This is a genomic window from Cycloclasticus pugetii PS-1 (assembly GCF_000384415.1).
Lineage (GTDB): Bacteria > Pseudomonadota > Gammaproteobacteria > Methylococcales > Cycloclasticaceae > Cycloclasticus > Cycloclasticus pugetii.
This window is the reverse complement of record NZ_ARVU01000001.1, coordinates 901,681-924,177: the sequence shown is the minus strand read 5'-3', so window position 1 is coordinate 924,177 and position 22,497 is coordinate 901,681. Positions and strand designations below refer to the sequence as shown.

The following is a 22,497-nucleotide window of genomic DNA, read 5'->3' as shown; positions in this document are numbered from 1 at the left end:
TTATTCTTGCTTTATAGAACATTTTAACTAAATGCCCCGACACCTGATGCCTAAATACTAAAACTGAACAGCGTGTCACGTCTTCTGCTCTTGGTACTGCAATACAAAACTATAAATCACTGGCAATACCAATAAATTCAAAATTAAGACCGTTAACATACCGCCTAACATTGGGGCGGCAATACGATGGGTAACGTCCGAACCAGTACCGCTGCTAAGCATAATAGGGATTAATCCCGCCATGGTTGATACCGCGGTCATCACTACAGGGCGAACACGCTTTGAGGTGGCCTGCTGACACGCTTGTATAAGTTCACCTCGTGTTAGCGGTTGTGTGCTTTTTGTACGCCGTGTAGCTATTTCCATATCAATAAAACTTAACACTAACACGCCTATTTCAGCCGCCATACCCGCTAACGCGATAAACCCCGCATACACCGCTACCGATAAGTTATAGTCATTAAAATACAACATCCAAATACCGCCGATAACGGCAAACGGCAAAGCAAGCATTACAATAATCGGCTCTAAAAGATTACGAAAGTTTAGATACAACAGGATAAAAATAATCATTAACGTGGCTGGCACAACAAGTTGCAATCGCTTCGCTGCTCGTTCCATATATTCAAATTGCCCTGACCAAACAATCGTATAACCTGCAGGTATGTCTACTTGCGCAGCCAACACTTTTTTGGCCTTATCAACAAAACCCCCAATATCAGAACTGCTGATATCTACATAGACCCATGCATTGGGACGTGAGTTTTCACTTTTTATAACCGGCGGGCCTCGTCTATACGTTAAATCGGCTATCTGCACTAAAGGAATTTGGCTGCCTGTTGGTGTTGAAATCAGAACTCGTTTCAAATTTTCCACATCATCACGCAACTCCCTTGGGTAACGCACATTAACGGGATACCGCTCTAAGCCTTCTACCGTTTCAGTAACATTCATACCACCAATAGCAGTTTGTATGACATCTTGCACATCACCGGTCGTTAAACCATAACGGGAAGCCGTCGCTCGATTGATATCAACGTCTAAATAATAGCCTCCAACAGCTCGATCACCAAACGCTGAAATAGTTTCTGGTAACGTTTTCATTGCACGCTCAATCTGCCCAGATAAGACCTGAAGTTTATTTAAATCAGGACCAGAGACTTTTATTCCAACCGGTGTTTTAATCCCCGTCGATAACATATCAAGTCGTGTTTTAATCGGCATTGTCCAGGCGTTTGTTAGCCCCGGAAACTGGATTGCCCGGTCCATTTCGGCAGTTAACTGCTGAGTTGTTTTATTCGGGTCCGGCCAATCTTCTTTAGGTTTTAAACGAATAGTTGTTTCTATCATTGAGAGCGGCGCAGAATCGGTTGCCGTTTCGGCCCGTCCTACCTTGCCAAATACGTGGTGCACCTCTGGAAATGTTTTTAAGATTTTATCCGTTTGCTGAAGCACCTCTTTAGCCTTGGTAATAGATATGCCCGGAAAGGTAATCGGCATATATAAAAGGTCCCCCTCATCTAATGGCGGCATAAACTCACTACCTAATTTTGAAAATGGGTATACAGTCAATAAGATTAAACACAAGGCTAATAAAACCGTTACCTTTCGCCACCGCATGGCTAATCTCAGTGCTGGTGTATGCATGGTGTGCATCACACGGTTAATAGGGTTTTCCTTTTCTGATATTACTTTACCGCGGATGAAATACCCCATCATTACGGGCACCAATGTCACTGCCAATATAGCGGCAGCTGCCATCGCGTAAGAGGCGGTAAAGGCTAACGGGCTAAACATACGGCCTTCTTGCGCTTGCATGGTGAAAATGGGTAAAAAAGATACGGTAATAATAAGCAGGGAGAAGAACAGCGCAGGCCCTACATCACGCGAGGCCGCTGCAATCGTCGTCCAGCGTTCATTATCACTTAGCTTAGCGCCTTTTTCTTTTGTTGCTTGCGCTAGGTGCTTATGTGCGTTTTCCACCATTACAATGGCACCATCAACCATCGTACCAATGGTAATGGCAATACCACCTAAGGACATAATATTAGCGTTTAAGCCTTGCCATTTCATCACGATAAACGCCATAAGAATCCCCATCGGCAGGGTAATAATAGCAACCAAGGCAGAGCGCACATGTAGTAAGAATAAAATAACCACTAAACTAACAACCGCCAATTCTTGCAATAGAGCCTCATTAAGGCTTGCTACTGCTCGTTCGATAAGGTGACCACGGTCATATACAGGCACAATTTCAACCCCTTCAGGCAGCCCTTTTTTTAGCTCGTCTAATTTTTTTCTGACCCCTTCAATGGTTGATAATGCATTTTCACCATAGCGCATAATAACCACACCACCGACTACTTCACCCTCTCCGTTTAACTCAACCACGCCTCGCCTAAGTTCAGGCCCTGTTTGCACATTAGCAATATCTTTTAAACGTATCGGTGTGCCATTACTATCAACAGCAACAGGAATACTATTCAGGTCATCTAACGATCGAATGTAGCCTAAACCACGAACCATATATTCTGTTTCTGCACGCTCAATTAAACGCCCACCCACATCATTATTAGACCGTTTAATGGCTTGTTTAACTTTATTTAACGAGATGCCATAGGCTTGCAATGCATTCGGATCAACTTCAACCTGATATTGTTTGACATAGCCACCCACCGAAGCAACTTCAGACACACCATCAACCGTTTGTAGCGGGTAGCGTAAATACCAGTCTTGAATCGATCTTAATTGGGATAAATCATGTTGTCCGCTTTTATCCACCAAGGCATATTCATACACCCAGCCCACCCCGGTCGCATCTGGGCCCAGTGTCGGTGTTACACCATTAGGCAGTTTACTGTTAACAAAATTCAGCGATTCAAGCACTCGTGAACGCGCCCAATACATATCGGTGCCATCTTCAAAAATAATATAGACAAATGAAAAACCAAAAAAGGAATAGCCACGAACTGTTTTAGACCGAGGAACAGATAACATTGCTGTGGTTAATGGATAAGTCACCTGATCTTCAACCACTTGTGGCGCTTGACCGGGGTATTTGGTAAAAATAATTACTTGCACATCGGACAAGTCGGGGATCGCGTCCAAATAGGTATTTTGATAACTCCAAAGGCCTGCCACAGCAACAATCAGCGTGGCCACTAACACCATGAATCGGTTTTTAATCGAGCCGTTGATAATTGCATTAATCATGCGTTATCTCCTGCGGCATCTGCATTTTTGAGCTGCTTGTTTGTTTATCGCTCGACATCGACTCAAGCATTTTTGCCGTGGCCTCACGTAATTTCGATTCAGAATCTATCAAAAACTGAGCCGACGTAACCACCTCTTCGCCCGCTTTTAGCCCCTCTAACACAGCAATTTTGCCATTAGATTCTAACCCTAAGGTTACTAGTCTAGGTTCAAACTTTCCTTTATCACGCACCACAAATACCTGGTTGCGTGAACCCGATCGAATCACGGCTTCAGACGGAATTACCACTTCGTTGGACTGGGGGTTTGCATGGATAGTTAAATCAGCAAACATATTCGGCTTTAGTAATAACTCAGGGTTATCAAACACCAATCGTACTTTAATCGTTCTTGTTTCTGATTCTGCATATGGGTAAATGTAGGCTAAATGACCTTTAAAAATGCGCCCTGGAATACCCACTAATTGCATTTCCACAAGATCACCTTCATTAATCCACGGCAATTCATATTCATAAATATTCGCATACACCCAGACAGTCCTTAAGTCCGCAATCATATAAATTTCTGTTTGAGGGGTGACAAATTGACCGTTACGCGCACCTATTTTCATCACAATCCCTTCTGCTGGGCTATGAATATGAATATTTTTTTTCACCCGACCGGTTTTATCTAATTCCAACAGTTGATGAGCCGGAAAGTCGAAGAGTTTAAGTCGCTCACGTGAACTTTTAAGTAGCTGTTCAGCGCCTTTACGAATCGTGTCTATCGGGCTTTTTTCCAAGGCTTTATTATTTTTAAGTGCCAATAAATACTCTTCTTGGCTAGCGACTAATTGTGGCGAATAAATATTAAGTAATTGAGTATCCTTTTTAACCCATTGTCCGGTTTTATCAACGTACATGTCTTCAACCCAGCCCTCAATTTTAGGGTGCAGCCTAACCATGTTCTGCTCGTCATAATCCACTCGGCCAACAGCCCTAACAATATGTGACATTGCCTCTTCTTTAGCCTTAGTCGTTCTTACCCCAATATTTTGCGTTGTGACCCCATCAATTTTAACCGTGCCTATCGGTGCTTTATTCATTTGCTCATCGCCTGCATACACCGGTGTATAGTCCATTCCCATTTCACCTTTTGCAGGGACAGGTGAGGTAATCTCTGGGTTCATCGGGTGACGATAGAATAAAATATCACTTTTTTTCGGTGGTATTGTGCTCGGAGCACTTGTCTGTGGCGTACTTGCAAACCAATACCCTAAACCCAGCCCCAATGCCAGCATTGCAGGCGCAGCTATCCATAATATCTTGTTACTCATAAATCTCTTCCTTGCCAACAACGGCAATTAATTGTGCCAACACTTGTTGGGCTTCTGTTAAAGCTTTCCAGTATTGGGTTTCATAGTTGTAAAGCGTAATCTGACTTCGCACTAAATTTAAAAAGTCCACCTTGTCCACCTGATAACCCGCCAGCATGGATGCAACCGTTTGTCTGGCTTGAGGAATAATGCCCGTTTTAAATAACAGTACTTGTTGCCTACTCTTTTGATATTGACTATAGGCCGTGGATATTTCGCTATGTACTCGATTCGTTGCATCACGCAAGGAAAACTTTTGTTGCAGCACTTCCTTGTTCCTTTGATCAACCGCTTTTTGCTGTTTATGATCCGTAAAAATTGGCACATTCATACTAAGCCGCACACTAAGCAAGTCAGCACGCTCTTGCCCATTGGGCATATCGTCGCGCACACTATAAAAAGCACCAACATTAAAATCGGGGTAAAAATCCTTTTCTGCTAAGTCTCGTTGTGATTTAGCGGCCTTAACAGATTCACGCTTTACTGCTAGTAAGGCGCGATGTCCATTAGCAAACGCGAATAGTTCAGCTTCTTTTTTTAGAGTCGGCAAATGCTCATCAGGCATAACTGTCAACACTATCGGCTGGTCTGAGGAACGATCAATTAAGCTATTTAAACGTGCCCTAACTGAATCACGCGCGGCTTGTAAGCTAAGTGTATTGTCTAGCAATTTAGACAATTCTAGCTGCGCTAACAACACGTCTTGCTGCAACCCTTGACCCACTTGATATTTAGATTGAGCAATATCAACAAATTGCTGTAATAAACGTTGATTAGCAGCCATTATTTTTAATGCATGATCAAGGTACAACAGACTCCACCACGCTTGTTTCACATCACGCAATAATAACCAACGTGCTTCTACAACCGTATGAGCAGCCGCTTGTGCTTCATGTGTCGCCGTCTGTTCACGTAATGCCAACTTACCAGGAAAAGGAATCTGTTGGGAGAACCCAGCCTGTAACTGAGTCATGTTTTCTTGGCCTACGTCAAAACTATCCGTTGGTAAGTTCAGCGCATTAAAACTGATCACCGGATCAGGTAATGTTGCCACTTGAGATGGAATATAAGCCATCGCCTCAGACCGTACCTTTATTTCCGCTAGGCTCGGGTTATTTCGTAATGCTAGATCAAGCGCTGTTTGTAATGATAGCGCATCAGAATTTTCAGCTTGGGCGTTGCTAAATATTGCTATCAATATAGTTAATTGTGCCCACCTTCTCAATAAATCCATATTATCCTCATCTCTTCAAACGTTGACTTTGTGTTATCAACAAAGGGTATTGAGGGTTCTTAAGCGGTAAGATAAACAACTAAAACTAGACGCGTAGTTCTTCTACTGCGTTGCTTTTTGCTTAAACTACAGGCGCATTAACCCCCTGTCTTAAGCAGAGGGTCTGGGAGGTTTTATTTCAGGCGAGAGTGATTCATTAGGCCTTTCGATGGCGCTATAGGTTATAAAAATGGAAGACAAGCCCAACGATTTAGGCACTACATTGTTTGTCGCCACATAGGCAGATGCATGACCGACACAATTTATATTATCAGAGCATTCACAACCCATATGAGTCTCGTTAACCATAGATGCTTGCTGGTGTTGCTGATGAGTCGCACCGCTATTTGCATGCTTAAAGGCCTTTGAAAGGCTATCAACTTTGTCCATGTTAGAACACGCACCCGATATCGACACGGCCGGAGCAGCCATCAAACAAAATATCAGTAACGATGTAACAACTTTTTTCATCAACAGTTATGCCAAATAATAACGTTTAAATATAGCGCCAACTTTATTCGTTGTTTTTCAATTCTAGCATTAAAACACGTAAACAAACGCTTAAAATATCTCGCCAAATACATCAAGCCTATAACGACCACAGCTTTTGTAATGCAGAAGCAGCTAAACACAAAATACCGTTGTAGTACCTAATATTTCATCACAAAGTGATATTGAGTTTACTTATTAGTAATACGTTATCTTTGGGCTGTTGAAGCTTATACCCCGTACCCTAGTGATGTGGGTTAGATCATAATACGCGACTAGGAAACCAAGAGCTTAGCGTTGTTACCACGAACGATAGCGTGCTGAGGTTCACCCATTACAACACAACAAAGTAATTACGCCATGATAAAGCCCTTTTAATCACATCGTCTGGACTTAAACTGGCCCTCTTTTAAAATCAATCGAGTCTGACCCCATTGATTTTTATGACCCCATTGATTTTTAGTACGTGTAACGCCTACCATAACCGGAGCCAAAAAATGGAGCGCAGCGCAGTTTTTGGCGTCCGAGTTAATGGCTTTGTTAGCCTTCATAGCCTAAACCACCAAGATATGACGGAATCATACCCAGAGATTTAACATGCTCAGTTTCTTTGGCTGTAAGATGACGAGAGACATATGGAAATACTTGAAGCATAAATTCTTTTAGGCTTTCATATGCTTCGTCAGAATATACAACACCACTGCGCTGTTCATTCATGATACTCATTACCCATTTTATAAATATAGTTGGCATCATTACATCAGAAATATCTTCCCAACCATCAATTAGCTGATTGGTTTTAGCCCTGATGGCTTGAGCAAGAACAGAGTCACAGCGTCCACGACACGTCCAGAACACATACTCAAAATGTTCTTTCTCTTTTTCGTAATCTTTTCGTTTTCTCTGCCATAAAGTAATAACACCATTATCATCTTGTTCAAGAAGTTCTTTTTCACAGACCTTGCATTTCAAACTAGGTTTCTCAACAAATATTTTGGCTGGCTGTGGGTTTTCAGTTCGCCATTCTGATAATGAAACAGGAAAGTATCTTTCAGCAATTTCTAGGCCTTTTGCAGAATGAAGAAGCTGTCCTTCTATTTTTTCTTTATCAAATACCTGATATTCCAGCTTATCCTTCATTCCTTCAAGATTGGTTGATAATCCTGTACTAGCTAATGTTGAGTAAAATCCAATAAACCCCTGGCAACCATTAGACTCTACTCTATCCCTTATATTGGCATCGTCTATAGGTGAAACAGATTTCCCACTAAATGCTTTATGCTTACAACTAACGAGCCATTTAATATTGGTTTCACCACCAACACCTGTTCTTCTTTCTTCAACGATTAAGTCAACTCCACCGTCAGCACCACGATCAGGGTCGGTGATAACTTTGTAACCCATAAAGGACAGGAAATCTCTGGTAAATAACTCGAATGTATCTTGCAGTCCAGTTGCCTTATGAGCCTCTGCTATTTCTTTAAAATCCAAAATTGCCAATTCAGTGCTCCATTTTATTATTTGAGGCTAACGCCGTAAATAACCTGTCATTTTGAGAGCGCTAGCGAAAAAAAATGTCAGGTTATTTACCTTGTTATGTTTTAATTGTAATGCTATCGCTCGTTGTTTCATTAGACGCTTTGCTATCTACTTCTGGTTTTTCAATCTCTATTTCAGCAGTTGATGCTGCAGTTTTTGCTGGCAATAAATTAACTACATCTTTACCAATTTGTATTGCACCAGTAGTAATTGTGACTGATATTGCAAGATACCCCATAAACTCCCAAAACTTTTTACCATAAGTAGACTTTTGACAATTCTTATATATCTGTGGACATACAACAATTTTACCAATGCTTTTCTCTAAAGCAGCTTCTAATGGTTTTGTTCCTAGGTATGGATACTCATTGATAGCCTGTTTAATTTCTTCTAATTGTTGACAAATAAATTGAGCAAGATTAGGTGGTAGATCATGCTCTGAGAATTCTTTTTGCAGTTCAGCTATTTTACTTAATAATTCATTTAATGTTGATTGTGGTATAACCTTTTCAGGGCATGACCGTGATAGCGTATCTGCACAAATTTCAATTCCATACATAATTTCTGCATCAAACCGATCAATGAATGATTTCCATGGATTTTGGAAATTTGTCATTTGGACACCAGCCATAACTCTTGAATGCCATTTAAGATAAATATCATGATTAACATCAGAGATGCTATATATGGCTTCTGCTATTCGATCTGGTAATGACATTACATGCCCAATTCTTTGAAGCAGAACTGGAGTTTCTTGAAGGGGTACTTTAAGTAAGGTTGACCACACTTTTATGCATTGTTCATCTTTACCATGAGATCCACCTTCCTTGATTATTGCAAGGAGCCTACCTGCTGGGTTATTTAATTCATCCATTATTGGTTTTCCCCTCCGGTTTTTTTTAAACATAACAAAATCAACAAAATCAAGGGGTCAGCCAACTTGATTTCATCCTAGCCACATTTGCTATCACCACAATTCAAACATGTCATACAGCCATCCATTTGGATGGAGGCGGTCACATTACACTTTGTACATAATTGTGAGCCTGCTGGAAATTCGCTAGTGGTTTCATGCTCGGGGGATTTAACCTGTTTTTCTGCTTCAAACTGAGCGCGTTTCTCATCCATGATTTTTTGTTGATGCTCACTGATTTCTTCAGTTTTGATCATCCCAATCATTTTTAAATGCGATTCGACGACGTCTCCAATTTCTGCAACAAGTGATGGCATGAACTTACCGCCTTTTTTAAAGTAGCCTCCACTGGGGTCAAATACGGAACGTAGTTCTTCTACTAGGAAGGTGATATCGCCACCTTTTCTAAACACGGCAGACATAATTCTTGTTAGCGCAACAATCCACTGGAAGTGATCCATGTTTTTAGAATTGATGAACACCTCAAATGGACGCCGTTGCTCATGGTCTGTATCTGGGTTTAATATCAAATCATTAATCGTTATATATAGCGAATGCTCTGATAACGGCGTTTTAATTTTATAGGTTGAACCTAAGAGCATTTCTGGCCTTTTTAGGCTTTCATGCATTTGGATGATATTGCTTTTCTCTTCAGTCTGAAGAGCGACTTCTTCAACCTTTGGTTCATCGTCTTTTACAACGTCGTAACCGGTGATGGCTTGTGTAATTTTATGTGTCATTTTTTTCTCCTGTTCGCTGCCGTCAACCTTAAAACTTGCCGTAATAACCTTCTTTTAAGGCATCGTATAAGTTCGCTGCGGTATGTGATTCACCTTCATATTCAACCATCTCGTTACCTTTTACCTCTAACGTCGAGCCGTCTTGAAGCTTAAAACGATATGTTGTGTTTTCTAGGTCTGAGTCTTTTACCAGTACACCTTGAAATACATCTGGATTAAAGCGGAACGTTGTACAGCCCTTTAATCCCTTTTCGTGAGCATAAAGATAGATATCTTTAAAGTCTTCAAAAGGAAATTCTGTCGGCACATTAGCGGTTTTTGAAATAGATGAATCAATCCATTTTTGTGCTGCAGCTTGTATATCCACATGCTGTTTTGGAGTAATGGTTTCTGCCGTTACAAAATAGCTGGGTAGTTTTTCATCTGCCTGCTCTGAATACGGCATGGCTTTTTCATTAATTAATGTGCGGTACGCCAATAACTCATATGAGAACACATCAACTTTTTCTTTCGCATTACGCCCCTCACGAATAACATTACGTGCATAGTGATGAGCAAAGCTTGGTTCAATGCCATTACTGGCATTATTGGCCAATGATAGAGAAATAGTTCCTGTTGGCGCAATAGAGCTATGGTGAGTAAAGCGCGCGCCCGTTTCAGCAAGTTGCTCCACGAGCTCAGGCGCAACAGAGGCTATTTGTTGCATATAACGACTGTACTTAGCATGTAAAACACGGCCTTTTACTGTATCGCCAACCTGATAACCATCGTCCAACATTTCTGGGCGTTTACGCAGCATATCTCCAGTTACTTCAAAGTCCTCATCCATGATGGGTGCAGGCCCTTTTTCTTTAGCCAGTTCTAAACCCGCTTCCCAACCGGTAACCGCTAGTTGCTTACTGACTTCTTCAGTAAATTCAACCGATGCATCTTCACCATAAGGAATACCCATCATTGTTAGGGTTGAACCTAAGCCTAAAAAGCCCATACCATGGCGACGCTTGTGCTCAATTGCTTCACGTTGACCTTCCAAAGGCAAGCCATTAATCTCTACTACGTTATCCAGCATTCGGGTGAAAATACCGACAGTTTTACGAAACTTCTCCCAGTCGAAAGACGCTTTTGAGGTGAAAGGGTTTAATACAAATTTAGTTAAATTAATGGAGCCTAATAAGCAAGATCCATAGGCCGGTAATGGTTGTTCACCACATGGGTTAGTTGCGCGAATATTTTCGCAAAACCAATTGTTATTCATCTCGTTCACTTTATCGATAAGAATAAACCCAGGTTCAGCATAATCATAAGTAGACGCCATAATAGTTTCCCATAGGCGTTGAGCTTTCACTCGATTATAAATTCGACAGGCAACTAAGCCTACATCATTTACTTGGTAGCCTTTGGTAATAGGCCATTCACGCCATAGCACTTTGTCTTTATCGTTTAAATCAATCTCGCCTGACGCCAATTCTTTTTCTGACAAAGGAAACACTAACGGCCAATCGGCATCGTCTTTAACTGCTTGTACAAAGTCGTCTGTAATCAACAACGATAAATTAAACTGACGCAAGCGGCCATCTTCACGCTTTACACGAACAAAGTCGCGCACATCCGGATGAGCAACATCAAAGGTTGCCATTTGTGCACCACGTCGCCCCCCCGCTGATGATACGGTAAAGCACATTTTGTCAAAAATATCCATGAACGATAATGGACCCGAGGTATTAGCACCTGCACCGGATACATAGGCACCTTTAGGGCGTAGCGTAGAAAATTCGTAACCAATACCACAACCCGCTTTAAGGGTTAAACCAGCTTCGTGTGTTTTCCTTAAGATATCGTCCATAGAATCAGAAATAGAGCCTGATACAGTACAATTAATAGTCGATGTCGCTGGTTTATAATCGCTAGCACCTGCATTGGAAATAATACGCCCTGCTGGAATCGCACCATGTTTTAGAGCCCAGACAAATTGATCATGCCAATATTCTTTCTTATCTGCGTTTTCTTCCACCTCAGCAATTGCTGCTGCAACACGATCATAGGTTTCTTCAATATTGTTATCGACGGGCGAGCCATCCTGTTTTTTTAAACAGTATTTTTTATCCCAGATATCTAACGAGGCCGATTGGAACTCAATCTCAGCGTGATTTTCTTTAATAACTTTCAAGTTGACTGTGCTCATATTTCCCCTATCTATCTTAATGAAATGTTTTCGGGATGCGCTCCCTATTCCCTGTAGAGATAGATTATAAGAAAGCCCATAGAAACACAAGATAGTGTGTAAATAATTTTAATATTAACTATATATTGTATTCCAAACAAACTTAATTAACTGTAAAAATATTTTTATATATCAACCTGTTAGGCCCTATTTACAAATATTGCCTTAAAAAATGAAGGCATTAAAGCACCCATACTGAATCGGCAGGCACAAAAAAACCCTCCAAAAGGAGGGTTTCATGTATGGCGCGCCTGGAGCGATTCGAACGCCCGACCGCTCGGTTCGTAGCCGAGTACTCTATCCAGCTGAGCTACAGGCGCTTTGAGGTGGCTATTGTATTCGGACTGAACTAAAGGTCAAGCAAAAATCACTAAAGAAAGTTAATTTCTTAAATTAATTAAAGCAGCTCCATAAAAAACATTAACGTTTAATGAAAAATAAAACAAAGCCGTCAATCATTTCTCCCAGCAGAATACTCAATAATAAAGCTCAGGAACCGCAGCCTCATTATTGCTTATACGCCAGATGGGGTTATCGCTGTTCCCTGACGGTCTAAAACACCAAGATCCAATACAGGGGAAGCGTCAATATCTTGTGCATCCATCATCTGAGCAACACGCTGCAAAGAAGAGATAATCATCGTTTGTTCCCATTCATGCAAATGATCAAACTGGCGCGCAAACTGTTCTTGCAGGGGAATTGGGGAGTCTTTTAAAATCTCAATAGCTTGCTCTGTAAGGTAAGCATGCGCTTTTCGCTTATCTGCTTTAGAGCGTTCACGATACACCAGTTGACGCTTTTCTAGTCGATCTAAAATCGTCGTCACCGTTGCTTGACTAAGACTTATTTCACTCGCAAGTTCGCCAATGGTCACTTCGCCTTTATCTCGAATAGTTTGCAGCAACAAAATTTGAGGTGCCGTTAAGCCGGTCGTTTTCGCTAAGTGTTTAGAGTGCAGGTCAGTTGCCCTAATTACACGCCTTAATGCCATCAATACTTCTTGACTGTTATTCAACTGGGCTCCTCTCGATTAATTAATACTCAAGTCCATTATATCTTCGATAATTTTTAATGGTAAAAAAACCAAACCACTAGATAAACGCCTAACCCAAACCATCTACATACTGACCTGCGTATTGTTTTCCTTTCAACTGGTTGACACCCATGCTTTCAGCTCGCCCATTAGCAGTTAATTTGAATGAATAATTTAAGCCCTTCTGATCAGGATCTCCATTCTCTAAAACCTTATCGTCAAAATATTCTACTTAATTATCAAGCTCCTATCCCATTCTTAATTTGATGCATAGGCGGTCAGGTGGAAATCAACTACGATCTCATGCTACAATGTTTAGTGTACTAATGATTAATTAAATAAAATATTAAATTCACAAGGCTTTATAGCTCAAAAAAACTAAATTTGCCTTTATTTTTAAATTTTATTAATTAGCACACTAACTAAATATATAGCGTAATAAAAAAATTTGTCATATTCCAAACCTATTTATTTGAGGGAACCAACCCTTGAAGACGGCATGGCCGTTTATCGATTGATCGAAAATTGCTCTCCCCTCGATACCAACTCTAGCTACTGTAATCTGCTTCAATGTGAGCATTTCGCAAGCACCTCTGTCGCAGCAGAAATGAACGATGAAATAGTCGGTTTCATTTCAGGCTACCTACTGCCTAAACGCCCAAACACTTTGTTTATCTGGCAGGTTGCTGTTAATGAACAGGCCCGTGGGCGGGGGCTTGCTTCACAGATGTTGCTACACATCTTAAACCGCCCTTTTTGTCAGGATGTGCATTACATTGAGACAACTATCACCGAAGATAACAAGCCCTCTTGGCATCTCTTTAAGGCCTTATCAAAAAGCCTAGAGACACAGTTGCAGCATGCCCCATGGATGGACAAGCAAACGCACTTTGACGGCCAACATGATTCTGAGAATTTAGTCCGAATCGGTCCTTTTAACCTTAACCAAACAAACAAATTACTATGAAAATTTTTGATGAAATAGAATCTGAAGTACAAAGCTATGCACGCTCTTTCCCGCGCGTTTTTAATCGCGCTAAAGGAGAGTTTATGTGGGACGAAGAAGGTCGCCAATATTTAGACTTTCTCGCTGGAGCTGGAACCCTTAACTATGGTCATAACAACTCTATATTCAAACACGCGCTGCTTAAGTATATTAAAAGCAATGGTATTACCCATGGCTTAGATTTGCATACCAAAGCTAAAGGTGAGTTCCTACAAGCATTTAATGACCATATTTTAAAACCAAGAAATATGGAATACATGGTGCAATTTACCGGCCCTACCGGTACCAATGCTGTTGAAGCAGCAATGAAAATTGCACGTAATGTAACTGGCCAACAAAATATTGTGACTTTTACCAATGGGTTTCATGGTGTCAGCTTGGGCTCACTAGCGGCAACAGGCAACTCACATCATAGAGATGCGGCTGGCGTTAGCTTAGTCGGTACCCACCGTATGCCATATGACGGCTACTTAGGTGATAACATCGATACAACAGAATACCTTGATAAAGTGCTGTCCGATTCAAGCAGTGGCATTAACTCCCCTGCTGCGGTAATTGTTGAAACTGTCCAAGGTGAAGGTGGTATTAACGCTGCCAGTATTAAATGGCTGCAAAACCTTCAGACTGTCTGCCGTAAACACAACATCCTGTTAATCGTTGATGATATACAAGCCGGTTGCGGTCGAACAGGCGACTATTTTAGTTTTGAAGAAGCCGGTATCGAACCTGACATTATCACCTTATCCAAATCGCTTGGTGGTTATGGTTTGCCATTTGCAGTAGCGCTGATAAAAGCCGAATTTGATTTCTGGAAACCCGGTGAACACAACGGTACTTTCAGAGGCAATAACCTTGCTTTTGTAACCGCTAAAGCAGCCATTGACCACTATTGGACAAATGATCAATTTTCGCAAGAGATTAAACGCAAAGGCCAGTATGTTTCCGAGCGACTTGAAAACATCGTCAGCCAATATGGTGAAGGTCAGTTTACCGCCAAAGGTCGCGGCATGTTTCAAGGCATTAATTGTGTTAATGGTGACATTGCTGGGAAAATTACACATCACGCCTTCCAAAAAGGGCTCATCATTGAAACCAGTGGTGCAGATGATCAAGTCGTCAAGTTTTTGTGCCCGTTAGTTATCTCTGATGAGAACCTTAAAAAAGGTATTGATATTATTGAAGAAGCTATTCGAGAAGTATGTGAAAAACAAGATATTCCAGAAAAGAATCTGTATTTCGAAGCCAGTTAAGGTTTAACCGCTTTCACTGCTGGCCTAGTGACGTTTAAACGTCCATTTAAACGATAAAAACACACTAAAAGCGGGGCAATAAAGCCCTGCTTACTGAATCACTTATTTTTATCAATCATCGTAAAAAAAGCTTAACCAAAGGATAATCTAATGATCGTACGTAATTTATCTGACGCCAATCAAAGTAACCGAAGAATTATTTCCCCCGATGGAAACTGGGAAAGCACCCGATTGCTTCTTAAGGAAGACAACATGGGGTTCTCCTTTCACATCACGACTATTTACCAAGGCGCTGATTTTCAAATGCACTATCAAAATCACTTGGAATCGGTGTATTGCATTACCGGCGAGGGCGAAGTTGAAACCTTAGCCGACAATAAAAAGCACCCAATCAAACCCGGCACTATTTACGTTTTGGACAAGCATGATAAACACATCCTTCGTGCTTCAAAAGAAATGACTTTGGCTTGTGTATTCAACCCGCCACTTAATGGTAAGGAAGTGCATAACGCAGAAGGTGCTTATGAATTAAACGACCAAGGCATTGAGGACAATGGCACTGATGAATAACACAGCAAGTAGGCACCCTATTGATCAAAGCCACGCTGTTGCAGATACGTACCCATCACGCAAAGGGCTAAGCAGCATAACGGATCGGCAGGATCCAGTAATTTATGCTCCCCAAAACAGCACACCGCCTATCGACCCTTCACAAATTGAGCAGTTCGAGCAACAAGGGTTTATTGTGCTCGACAATATCTTTTCAAGTGCTGAAATCGAAGCCCTTCAAGATGAGTCTGCTCGACTCCGGTCTACAGCTAGCAACGACGAACAATCTGAAAAAGCATATACAGAGCCGGGGCATCACGAAGTTCGCTCAATATTTAGTTTACATGAAAACAGTACGGTCTTTAAAAAGCTAATGATGGATGAACGTTTAGCAGGTCTCGCAAGGTACATTTTGAACGACCAAGTATATATTCATCAATCACGCCTTAATTACAAACCCGGCTTTATCGGTAAAGAGTTTTTCTGGCATTCTGATTTTGAAACTTGGCATGTCGAAGACGGTATGCCTAATATGCGCGCCTTGAGTATGTCGGTCACGCTGACAGAAAACCATGCACATAACGGACCCTTGATGCTGATACCTGGTTCGCACAAGAAGTTTATTGCCTGCGAAGGTAAGACGCCTCGGCAACATCATCTAGCCTCACTAAAAAAACAAGAATATGGCGTACCTTCTAACGAGCACCTGAGCATGTTGGTAGAAAAACAGGGCATTACCACAGTGACCAGTAAACCTGGCAGCGTTATTGTATTTGACTGTAATACGCTACACGGCTCAAACGGTAATATTACCCCTCACCCTAGAGCCAATGTGTTTTTTGTATATAACGCATTAAGCAACAAAGTTGCCAAGCCATTTTGCGAGCAACCGCCTCGGCCTGAGTATCTTTGTGCACGCTCCAACATCAAACCATTAACACCTTCTCGTTCATTTTAGCCATTATGGAAACAGGCAAACATCAAAAGCCGATAGGCCAGCTAACACATCAAATTACAAATTAGATACTGCGAAGGAAAGGAGCTTAACCATGAAGAAACCCATTAATCATGAAAAAAGTAGCGTTCTGAACAATAACTAAACCATACATAGCTGAGCATACGGGGAACTATTTATGTGTGACCTTAAAAGTCTATTAACCAGACTAATAACTAAACTGAGCTCACCATTATGCCCATCTTGCACTGAAACTCAGCGATTTAAACATAATACATAGAGGATAAAATGCATACTGTAGAAAAGATCGGCGGCACATCAATGAGCGATTATGTGTCCGTTCGAGATAACATCATTCTTAATCAAAACCTAGACGGCGTTTACCGACGAATATTTGTAGTGTCAGCATATGGCGGAGTTACTGATGCCTTACTGGAACATAAAAAAAGTGGCCAACCGGGCATCTACGGCCTATTTGCCAACGGCATAGAAGATGACAGCTGGCTGACTAAATGTGACGAATTGCACCAACAATTACAAGCTATTAATCTAGAACTATTTGGCCAAACGACATTGCTAGATAAGGCTAACACTTTCTTGGCCGAACGGATGGACGACGCAAAAAAATGCTTAGCCGACCTACAAAGCCTATGCCAACATGGCCATTTTGCCTTAGATGCGCATTTAGCAACCGTTCGAGAAATGTTAGCCAGCATTGGCGAAGCACATAGCGCTTGGAACACCGCCGAGCTACTTAACCGAGATGGTGTTGATGCTTGCTTTGTTGATTTAACCGGGTGGCGAGCTGACCACCATATCTCTTTAGACGAACGTATTCGTTTAAGCTTCCAACACATCAACCTTGAAAAACAACTCCCCATTGTGACCGGCTACGCACACAGTGATTCTGGCCTCATGTCATCTTTTGATAGAGGCTATAGCGAGATGACCTTCAGCCGTTTAGCTGTGTTAACTGGGGCGAGCGAAGCCATTATCCATAAGGAGTTTCACTTAAGCAGCGCTGACCCTCGATTAGTTGGTGAAGAAAACGCTGTTCCTATCGGCCGTACTAATTATGACGTGGCGGACCAACTGGCTAACCTAGGAATGGAGGCCATTCACCCAAAAGCAGCCAAAGGCTTACGACAAAATGACATCCCACTTCGTATAAAAAATACGTTTGAGCCAGTACATACGGGCACCTTAATTACTGGCGATTATGTTAGTGAGTCGCCTTGCGTTGAAATCATTGCTGGTTGTAAAGGAATCTATGCGCTTGAGGTGTTTGATCAAGATATGGCCGGAAATCTATCAAATTACGATAGCGAATTAGTCTCTATTATCAAACGATTTAATGCACATATCGTCTCTAAGGACACCAATGCCAATGCTATTACCCATTTCTTATCAACAAACTTAAAAACCGTAAAACGCATTCTTTACTTAATTAAAGAACGTTTTCCAGAAGCCGATGTAAATCATAAAAAAGTAGCCATTGTTTCTGCTATAGGCAGCGATATGCAAATTCCAGGGATATTAGCAAAAATGGTGCAGGCAGTGGCCAACGAAAATATTAGTGTTTTGGCTGTCCACCAGTCAATGCGCCAAGTAGATATGCAATTTATTGTCAACGAAGCAGACCATGACAATACAGTGAAAAGCTTACATGCCGCACTGGTAGAAGTTCATGATCACGGAAGGGCCATATGTCTCGCATCATAAAAAAGCTGATTCTATTAAGTTGCTTGTTTCCTATATTATTAGCGGCCGCCACCACTGTCGATGACCCTATACCGGAAAAAATTGATAATTTAGAGAAACCGCTCTACTCCCCATTTGTTGAACGCTATGTATTAGATGAAATTAAACAATTGCGTATCGATCAAGCCAAATCAAAACAAGAATTACTGCAACAAATTTTAGATCGTGAACATAACTCCGTTGACCGTGCTGTGGCTTATGCAACCGACACCGTTACCTACTTCTTTTATTTGATAGCTGCAGCAACATCCGTTTTAGTATTGGTCGGCTGGACCTCAATAAGGGACATCAAAGAACGCGTACATTCTCTCGCCGATGAGGAAATATCAAAGCTGATTCATGAATATGAGGCTCGATTAGAAATGATTGAAGAGCAATTACAGCAAAAAACGCAACATATTGATGAAAACCGTGAAGAAATCGAATTAACACAAGAACTCCAATCACTTTGGTTACAGGCACAACAAGATGACTCCCCTTCCAACAAAATAACCATTTATGACGAAATTCTTAAAATACGCCGTGATGATTGCGAGGCAATAACCTATAAAGCCAATGCAGTACTTGAATTGAACGAACCTCAATGGGCGGCTAATTTATGTCACCAAGCACTTAAAATAGACCCTGAAAATAGTCGTGCATTTTATCAATTGGCCTGCGCATATACCGCTATGAGGCAATTTGATGAAGCACTTCACTTTCTAATCGAAGCACTTAATAGGCGAGAAAGTTACTTGGAGAGTATTCACGATGACCCAGCCTTGCAAGCATTAGTTAACCATGAAGTGTTTAGTGAACTACCTCGCCTAATGGGCAAAGAGACCAGCTAAAAGACCGATAAGTATCAATTTTTGGCAGTTAAAAATATTAAAAGGCGTTTTTAAAGGCGCCTTTTTTTATAACTGTCATAAAAAACCATGCTGATTTTTACAGCACCAGCAACACAAACGATATCGTTTACTTAAACGGTCAGATCTTATGCTGCTGAACTTGATGGAACAGCCTTCAGCTAATAAGCTGTAGGTAGATATACGACACACCTTAATTAAACTTAAAGCTTCTAATTTTATTTCATATAGCACTACCAAATAAGAATTGGGCACAAAAGCTTATCTCCAGTAACAACTGACGCTGCACTTTATAAGTTTTTATGGCATTCTTATCCACGATAAATTGGCCATTTCGAGCCTAAATACGTACGATTTTATTAACCATACAAAGGTAGTCGCAGAATGTTATCCGTACTCTTAATCTCCACAGTTTTTATTTTTTTGGTGACTTTCCTGCCTTTATTAAAAATTTCACATTGGTTAATTAGAGCGATGGATTTTCCTCGCTTACAGTTTGCCACGTTGGCGATTGTCCTTTTAGCAGCACATTTTCTTTTTCTTGACAGCCAATTGCTGATCACTCAATGCTTAATAAGCATAACGCTTATCTGTTTAATCTGGCAATTATGCTGGATATTACCCTACACCTTTTTTTGGCCTAAGGAGGTCCTTACTTCAACTGATGACAGTCCAGATAATCAACTGAGTGTTCTGACCTCTAATGTACTTAAATCAAACCATAATGCTGATGCGTTAATAGCGTTGGTCAACAAACATCAACCTGATGTCCTTGTTACGCTTGAGTCAGATCAGTGGTGGGAAGAAAAGCTTCAAGTGTTGGCAACGCAAATGCCTTATAGTGTTAAGTGCCCTCTCGACAACCTTTATGGCATGCACGTTTTTTCACGCTTAGCGTTAGCAGAAACAGAAATATGCTATTTAGTTGAAGAAGGTATTCCATCGATACATGCAACGCTAGAACTACGCACGGGTGACAAAATTCGCGCGCATTTTCTTCACCCCGCTCCTCCAAGTCCAACGGAAAACCCTGAGTCATCAGAACGGGATGCTGAACTAGTTATTGTAGCTAGAAGTGTGGCCGAAAGTGACCAGCCTGTCATCGTAGCTGGCGACCTTAATGACGTTGCATGGTCTGCAACAACCCGACTTTTCCGAAAAATTAGCGGCTTATTAGACCCGCGAGTTGGACGAGGCGTGCTCAACACATTCCATGTGGATTACCCCTTTATGCGTTGGCCTTTAGACCATTTATTTCATAGTAAACATTTCACTTTACGGGCCATTCAGTGCTTACCTTCTATTGGTTCTGACCACTTTCCTTTACTAACTAGGCTCTCATTAACGCCATTAGAAAACAACAAACAAAGTAGTTTAGATTCCCGCGCCGCTGATCATCAATGGGCTAGTGAAATTTCTGCCGAACAACACGTTAATAAGGACGATGTCCCAAAGCCTGGTGAAGTATCTCGTGAATGAAGACTAATGTTGCTGCTTTTGAGTAGTCATATAAAGAAAGTCAGCTCATTGCTTCACAAACGATCTGCACTGTACGCTAACTACTAGGCTATTTTGCTTTGATGAACAAAGCTAATTAAGTCGATTTGAACGGGAATTAACACCAACAATGATGTATTAACTAAGAGAAACCAATAAATTGAACTTTATTGATTGATCTCACAAATGGCGGAGAGAGAGGGATTCGAACCCTCGATGGGCTATAAAACCCATACTCCCTTAGCAGGGGAGCGCCTTCAGCCGCTCGGCCATCTCTCCGGAATTTATTACTGACTATTTGTTACCGTCTGTACCTTTTTCATCTTGAATTTTATTATAAATCTCTTCACGATGAACAGTAACGCTTTTAGGTGCGTCAACTCCAATTCTTACTTGGTTTCCTTTTACCCCTAAAACGATGATAGAGACATCATCTCCAATCACAAGGGACTCACCAACTTTACGCGTTAATATAAGCATATTAGCTCCTTATTGCTTCTTCTTTGAAGCGTTGCCAACCAATTTATATATTTATTATTATTTGGCGTATTCTACCATAGCTAATTAAACTCAAACAGCTCTCAAGTGATGATTATTCACCTGACAGACCAAAAGATTCATGCAACGTACGAACCGCTAATTCTAAGTATTTTTCATCGACCACAACTGAAATTTTAATTTCTGAGGTTGATATCATTCGAATATTAATCCCTTCGTCTGCTAACGCTGTAAACATTTGACTGGCAATGCCTGCGTGCGAACGCATCCCAACGCCCACGATCGACACTTTAACTATTTTATTATCGCCGTCAACATTTTTAGCCCCTAGCTCAGCGCAAATATTTTGTAATATCTGCATCGTTTTTTCATAATCATTTCTGTGGACTGTAAAGGTAAAATCTGTGGTTTTATCTTCCGCAATATTTTGCACAATCATATCAATTTCAATATTAGCATCTGAAATCGGTTTTAGAATTGCTGAAGCAACGCCAGGCATATCTGGCACGCCAGCCAAGGTTACTTTTGCCTCATCACGATTAAACGCAATTCCAGAAATTAATGCTTTTTCCATTTCATCGTCCTCATAAGTAATTAGCGTGCCTTCCCCCTCAACAAAGGTCGATAAAACACGTAATGGAACATTGTATTTACCCGCAAATTCTACAGAACGAATTTGCAAAATTTTAGAACCCAAGCTGGCCATTTCAAGCATTTCTTCGAAAGTAATTCTGTCCAATCTTCTTGCTTTTGGTTCAACCCTTGGGTCGGTGGTATAAACACCATCTACATCAGTATAAATTCTACACTCATCAGCCTTTAGCGCGGCAGCTAAGGCCACAGCTGTTGTATCTGAGCCCCCTCTCCCTAAGGTCGTTATTGCCCCACTAGCCGTTACACCTTGAAAGCCTGCTACGACAACAATTCTATTGTTATCTAAATCTGCTTGAATGTTCGTTGTTTGGATTTCCTCTATACGAGCTTTCCCATGGGCGTCATCAGTCACTATTTTGACTTGCCCACCCGTATAAGACGTTGCTTCTTGACCCAGTTCTTCAAGCGCCATACACAATAGGGCTATGGTCACTTGTTCTCCAGTAGATAGTAATACATCCATTTGTTTCGCAGAGGGGCTGCGCTGCATTTGCTTTGCAAGCTCCGTCATACGGTTTGTTTCACCACTCATCGCTGACACCACAACAACTAAATCATGCTGTGTCGATTTTTTTTCTTGGACTAACTTTTTGGCAACACCTTTTATTTTTTCAGCAGTGCCTACGGAAGTGCCACCATATTTATGTACATGTAAACTCATCGTTGCTTCATCATATCTTGCGTAATTTATCGTCTGAACGTTG

Annotated in this window: 18 protein-coding genes and 2 tRNA genes; 7 read left to right on the top strand and 13 right to left on the bottom strand. The window is 41.2% G+C overall.

What is annotated here, in order from left to right; translation table 11 throughout:
• Positions 1-75: 75 nt before the first annotated feature.
• The 10 genes from CYCPU_RS0104495 to CYCPU_RS0104445 form a co-directional block, all read right to left on the bottom strand.
• Complete coding sequence (locus CYCPU_RS0104495) at positions 76-3,213, bottom strand: efflux RND transporter permease subunit (protein ID WP_020162049.1); 3,138 nt, start codon at positions 3,211-3,213, stop codon at positions 76-78.
• Positions 3,206-4,528: an efflux RND transporter periplasmic adaptor subunit gene (locus tag CYCPU_RS0104490; RefSeq protein WP_020162048.1), complete on the bottom strand. Its 1,323-nt coding sequence runs from the start codon at positions 4,526-4,528 to the stop codon at positions 3,206-3,208. Before CYCPU_RS0104490 ends, CYCPU_RS0104495 begins: the two co-directional genes overlap by 8 nt.
• The gene (locus tag CYCPU_RS0104485; protein ID WP_020162047.1) at positions 4,521-5,801 is read right to left on the bottom strand and encodes a TolC family protein; all 1,281 of its coding nucleotides are present in this window, start codon (positions 5,799-5,801) and stop codon (positions 4,521-4,523) included. Before CYCPU_RS0104485 ends, CYCPU_RS0104490 begins: the two co-directional genes overlap by 8 nt.
• Before the next feature lie 150 nt (positions 5,802-5,951).
• The gene (locus CYCPU_RS0104480; protein WP_020162046.1) at positions 5,952-6,311 is read right to left on the bottom strand and encodes a hypothetical protein; all 360 of its coding nucleotides are present in this window, start codon (positions 6,309-6,311) and stop codon (positions 5,952-5,954) included.
• Positions 6,312-6,869: 558 nt separating this feature from the next.
• Positions 6,870-7,829: a restriction endonuclease gene (locus CYCPU_RS0104470; RefSeq protein WP_020162044.1), complete on the bottom strand. Its 960-nt coding sequence runs from the start codon at positions 7,827-7,829 to the stop codon at positions 6,870-6,872.
• A gap of 94 nt (positions 7,830-7,923) precedes the next feature.
• Positions 7,924-8,742 (bottom strand): hypothetical protein, encoded by an 819-nt coding sequence (locus CYCPU_RS0104465; RefSeq protein ID WP_020162043.1) that lies wholly within the window; start codon positions 8,740-8,742, stop codon positions 7,924-7,926.
• 77 nt (positions 8,743-8,819) lie between these two features.
• The gene (locus tag CYCPU_RS0104460) at positions 8,820-9,521 is read right to left on the bottom strand and encodes a TSCPD domain-containing protein (RefSeq protein WP_020162042.1); all 702 of its coding nucleotides are present in this window, start codon (positions 9,519-9,521) and stop codon (positions 8,820-8,822) included.
• Positions 9,522-9,549: 28 nt separating this feature from the next.
• Positions 9,550-11,703, bottom strand: a complete 2,154-nt coding sequence (locus CYCPU_RS0104455) for an adenosylcobalamin-dependent ribonucleoside-diphosphate reductase (RefSeq protein ID WP_020162041.1) — start codon at positions 11,701-11,703, stop codon at positions 9,550-9,552.
• 282 nt (positions 11,704-11,985) lie between these two features.
• Positions 11,986-12,062, bottom strand: a tRNA-Arg gene (locus tag CYCPU_RS0104450).
• Positions 12,063-12,256: 194 nt separating this feature from the next.
• Positions 12,257-12,757, bottom strand: a complete 501-nt coding sequence (locus CYCPU_RS0104445; protein WP_026362592.1) for a MarR family winged helix-turn-helix transcriptional regulator — start codon at positions 12,755-12,757, stop codon at positions 12,257-12,259.
• A gap of 466 nt (positions 12,758-13,223) precedes the next feature.
• Between CYCPU_RS0104445 and ectA the strand changes: the two genes are divergently transcribed.
• The 7 genes from ectA (at position 13,224) to CYCPU_RS0104400 (ending at position 20,623) form a co-directional block, all read left to right on the top strand.
• Entirely contained in the window at positions 13,224-13,742 is a 519-nt protein-coding gene (ectA, locus tag CYCPU_RS0104430) for a diaminobutyrate acetyltransferase (protein ID WP_083923780.1), read from the top strand.
• The gene (ectB, locus tag CYCPU_RS0104425) at positions 13,739-15,031 is read left to right on the top strand and encodes a diaminobutyrate--2-oxoglutarate transaminase (RefSeq protein ID WP_015005702.1); all 1,293 of its coding nucleotides are present in this window, start codon (positions 13,739-13,741) and stop codon (positions 15,029-15,031) included. The genes ectA and ectB overlap by 4 nt, the downstream gene beginning before the upstream one ends.
• Before the next feature lie 150 nt (positions 15,032-15,181).
• A complete protein-coding gene (locus CYCPU_RS0104420) occupies positions 15,182-15,601 on the top strand; it encodes an ectoine synthase (protein ID WP_020162038.1) in 420 nt (139 codons plus the stop codon).
• Positions 15,594-16,538 (top strand): ectoine hydroxylase, encoded by a 945-nt coding sequence (gene thpD / locus CYCPU_RS0104415; protein WP_020162037.1) that lies wholly within the window; start codon positions 15,594-15,596, stop codon positions 16,536-16,538. Before CYCPU_RS0104420 ends, thpD begins: the two co-directional genes overlap by 8 nt.
• Positions 16,539-16,823: 285 nt before the next feature.
• Positions 16,824-18,257, top strand: a complete 1,434-nt coding sequence (locus CYCPU_RS0104410; RefSeq protein WP_016389523.1) for an aspartate kinase — start codon at positions 16,824-16,826, stop codon at positions 18,255-18,257.
• Positions 18,242-19,126 (top strand): TPR end-of-group domain-containing protein, encoded by an 885-nt coding sequence (locus tag CYCPU_RS0104405; RefSeq protein WP_015005698.1) that lies wholly within the window; start codon positions 18,242-18,244, stop codon positions 19,124-19,126. Before CYCPU_RS0104410 ends, CYCPU_RS0104405 begins: the two co-directional genes overlap by 16 nt.
• A gap of 402 nt (positions 19,127-19,528) precedes the next feature.
• Positions 19,529-20,623, top strand: a complete 1,095-nt coding sequence (locus CYCPU_RS0104400) for an endonuclease/exonuclease/phosphatase family protein (protein ID WP_016389524.1) — start codon at positions 19,529-19,531, stop codon at positions 20,621-20,623.
• A gap of 205 nt (positions 20,624-20,828) precedes the next feature.
• On the opposite strand, the gene CYCPU_RS0104395 is transcribed toward CYCPU_RS0104400, so the two are convergent.
• The 3 genes from CYCPU_RS0104395 to CYCPU_RS0104385 form a co-directional block, all read right to left on the bottom strand.
• Positions 20,829-20,920: transfer RNA gene (locus CYCPU_RS0104395), tRNA-Ser, on the bottom strand.
• Positions 20,921-20,935: 15 nt separating this feature from the next.
• Positions 20,936-21,121 carry a carbon storage regulator CsrA gene (gene csrA, locus CYCPU_RS0104390; protein WP_015005673.1) on the bottom strand — a complete coding sequence of 62 codons (186 nt, stop codon included), beginning with the start codon at positions 21,119-21,121 and terminating at the stop codon, positions 20,936-20,938.
• Between the two features lie 112 nt (positions 21,122-21,233).
• Positions 21,234-22,454 carry an aspartate kinase gene (locus CYCPU_RS0104385; protein WP_015005672.1) on the bottom strand — a complete coding sequence of 407 codons (1,221 nt, stop codon included), beginning with the start codon at positions 22,452-22,454 and terminating at the stop codon, positions 21,234-21,236.
• Positions 22,455-22,497: the final 43 nt, after the last annotated feature.

What these genes read in the sequence shown, in the direction of transcription:
- CYCPU_RS0104385 (WP_015005672.1), bottom strand. Translation starts at nt 22,454, where the DNA reads ATGAGTTTACATGTACATAAATATGGTGGCACTTCCGTAGGCACTGCT.
- CYCPU_RS0104400 (WP_016389524.1), top strand. Translation starts at nt 19,529, where the DNA reads ATGTTATCCGTACTCTTAATCTCCACAGTTTTTATTTTTTTGGTGACT.
- CYCPU_RS0104485 (WP_020162047.1), bottom strand. Translation starts at nt 5,801, where the DNA reads ATGGATTTATTGAGAAGGTGGGCACAATTAACTATATTGATAGCAATA.
- ectB (WP_015005702.1), top strand. Translation starts at nt 13,739, where the DNA reads ATGAAAATTTTTGATGAAATAGAATCTGAAGTACAAAGCTATGCACGC.
- CYCPU_RS0104410 (WP_016389523.1), top strand. Translation starts at nt 16,824, where the DNA reads ATGCATACTGTAGAAAAGATCGGCGGCACATCAATGAGCGATTATGTG.
- CYCPU_RS0104405 (WP_015005698.1), top strand. Translation starts at nt 18,242, where the DNA reads ATGTCTCGCATCATAAAAAAGCTGATTCTATTAAGTTGCTTGTTTCCT.
- CYCPU_RS0104455 (WP_020162041.1), bottom strand. Translation starts at nt 11,703, where the DNA reads ATGAGCACAGTCAACTTGAAAGTTATTAAAGAAAATCACGCTGAGATT.
- CYCPU_RS0104495 (WP_020162049.1), bottom strand. Translation starts at nt 3,213, where the DNA reads ATGATTAATGCAATTATCAACGGCTCGATTAAAAACCGATTCATGGTG.
- thpD (WP_020162037.1), top strand. Translation starts at nt 15,594, where the DNA reads ATGAATAACACAGCAAGTAGGCACCCTATTGATCAAAGCCACGCTGTT.
- csrA (WP_015005673.1), bottom strand. Translation starts at nt 21,121, where the DNA reads ATGCTTATATTAACGCGTAAAGTTGGTGAGTCCCTTGTGATTGGAGAT.
- CYCPU_RS0104460 (WP_020162042.1), bottom strand. Translation starts at nt 9,521, where the DNA reads ATGACACATAAAATTACACAAGCCATCACCGGTTACGACGTTGTAAAA.
- CYCPU_RS0104465 (WP_020162043.1), bottom strand. Translation starts at nt 8,742, where the DNA reads ATGGATGAATTAAATAACCCAGCAGGTAGGCTCCTTGCAATAATCAAG.
- CYCPU_RS0104480 (WP_020162046.1), bottom strand. Translation starts at nt 6,311, where the DNA reads ATGAAAAAAGTTGTTACATCGTTACTGATATTTTGTTTGATGGCTGCT.
- CYCPU_RS0104420 (WP_020162038.1), top strand. Translation starts at nt 15,182, where the DNA reads ATGATCGTACGTAATTTATCTGACGCCAATCAAAGTAACCGAAGAATT.
- CYCPU_RS0104490 (WP_020162048.1), bottom strand. Translation starts at nt 4,528, where the DNA reads ATGAGTAACAAGATATTATGGATAGCTGCGCCTGCAATGCTGGCATTG.